The sequence below is a fragment of the Kaistia terrae genome (assembly GCF_026344005.1).
GTDB classification, from domain to species: Bacteria; Pseudomonadota; Alphaproteobacteria; order Rhizobiales; family Kaistiaceae; genus Kaistia; species Kaistia terrae.
In genome coordinates this window covers 1-1,183 of sequence record NZ_JAPKNH010000032.1, presented here as the reverse complement: position 1 = coordinate 1,183, position 1,183 = coordinate 1, and the positions used below count along the sequence as shown (strand labels likewise).

Annotated in this window: 1 protein-coding gene and 1 pseudogene; one reads left to right on the top strand and one right to left on the bottom strand. The window is 59.1% G+C overall.

Going from position 1 to position 1,183, the window contains the following annotated elements; all coding sequences use genetic code 11:
• Positions 1 to 340 precede the first annotated feature (340 nt).
• On the top strand, positions 341 to 592 hold the full coding sequence (locus OSH12_RS26180) for a hypothetical protein (protein ID WP_266346578.1): 252 nt from the start codon (positions 341 to 343) through the stop codon (positions 590 to 592).
• A gap of 178 nt (positions 593 to 770) precedes the next feature.
• On the opposite strand, the pseudogene OSH12_RS26175 reads toward OSH12_RS26180, so the two are convergent.
• Positions 771 to 1,183 (bottom strand): annotated as a pseudogene (locus OSH12_RS26175) (hypothetical protein); the annotation flags it as partial.

Here is a 1,183-nt window from a genome sequence, read left to right as displayed (position 1 = left end):
AAGGATTGGCGATGCCGATCGTTAATCTCGCCATGCATGCTGAAACCAGGATGATGGACGGCGCCCTAGTCCTCCCTGTCCAGCTGGAGACAGGACACAACCCGCAGATCGTCATCGAAGGCTCGCCTCTCTCATGCGTGCGCGCCAGATGAAGGAATGGCGGGTTTCGGGATCGGCAACAAGGGCTCGGAACGGCAGTTTGGAGGGCGCGAAGCTGCCGTTCGTGCCTGAGTCTTAAAGCGACGCCGCGGCAGTCACTCAATCCATCCTCACGCCCGCCGAGGTCGACATCCCGATCGAGCCGCTGGATTCTAGGGATGGCGTTCTCAGTGCGGAAACGGTGCTGAAGATCCACGATAGCCTCGACTTTGGGGCATGCCTACAACCCGTTCCCGAACTCTCTTCAAGGGATAGCGCGGCGGCAATCCAAAAGGGCTTCCTCACGATCGGGGTTAAGGAATACCCGATCCTGGTGTTTTCCAAGTCTATGGATGCCGCCACGGTCTATTTCATCGGTGCTCTAGTGCTTACCAACGATCCAATTGTCTTGCAGATACCGCCCGGCGCTCTGGGAACAATCGACGGCGCCTAGTGCCACCCCGGGCGAGATCGTGGACACAACGGAAAGTAGTAGGGTCTACCTCTGGGTTACGGTGGACCGATACCTCAGAGTGGATTTTCCGTCGCCCAGTCCCAGACGAACCGCTTCTTGCGCTCTCGATGAGATCGAGGGAAGGCTTCGATGTGCCCCCCTCACTCCTTTGCTCGCCTTAGGCAGACGGATCCTCGCCCCCGGGCGTGTCCTCTTTGGACGGCTTCTTCATCGCGCGAGCCAAAGTCATCGTGATGATCTTTTCGATCTCGGCATCGGACATGGGGCGTTTGCCCGCTTCTCCGCTAGAGTTGAGGACGAGATCCTCCTGCTCCTCGTTAGACAGCCGTCCGTAGCTCGTCAGTGTGGTGTGCGCGGAATTGTGCCCGAGACCTTGGCTCCATGCCTTCGCTACCGCGATAGACAAACCCAGCGAATAAATCAGGCTGACGATCATGTTCCGCGTGCTATGCGGGCTGCAGACTGGCCGGCCGGCCGCGGTGAACGCCGCTTCGAAAATCCGTCCCACGAGCTGCGCGTCCTTCCAGAACTCGTTGACGATGATGCGCCGATTGGGCCCGTAGGTTTTGC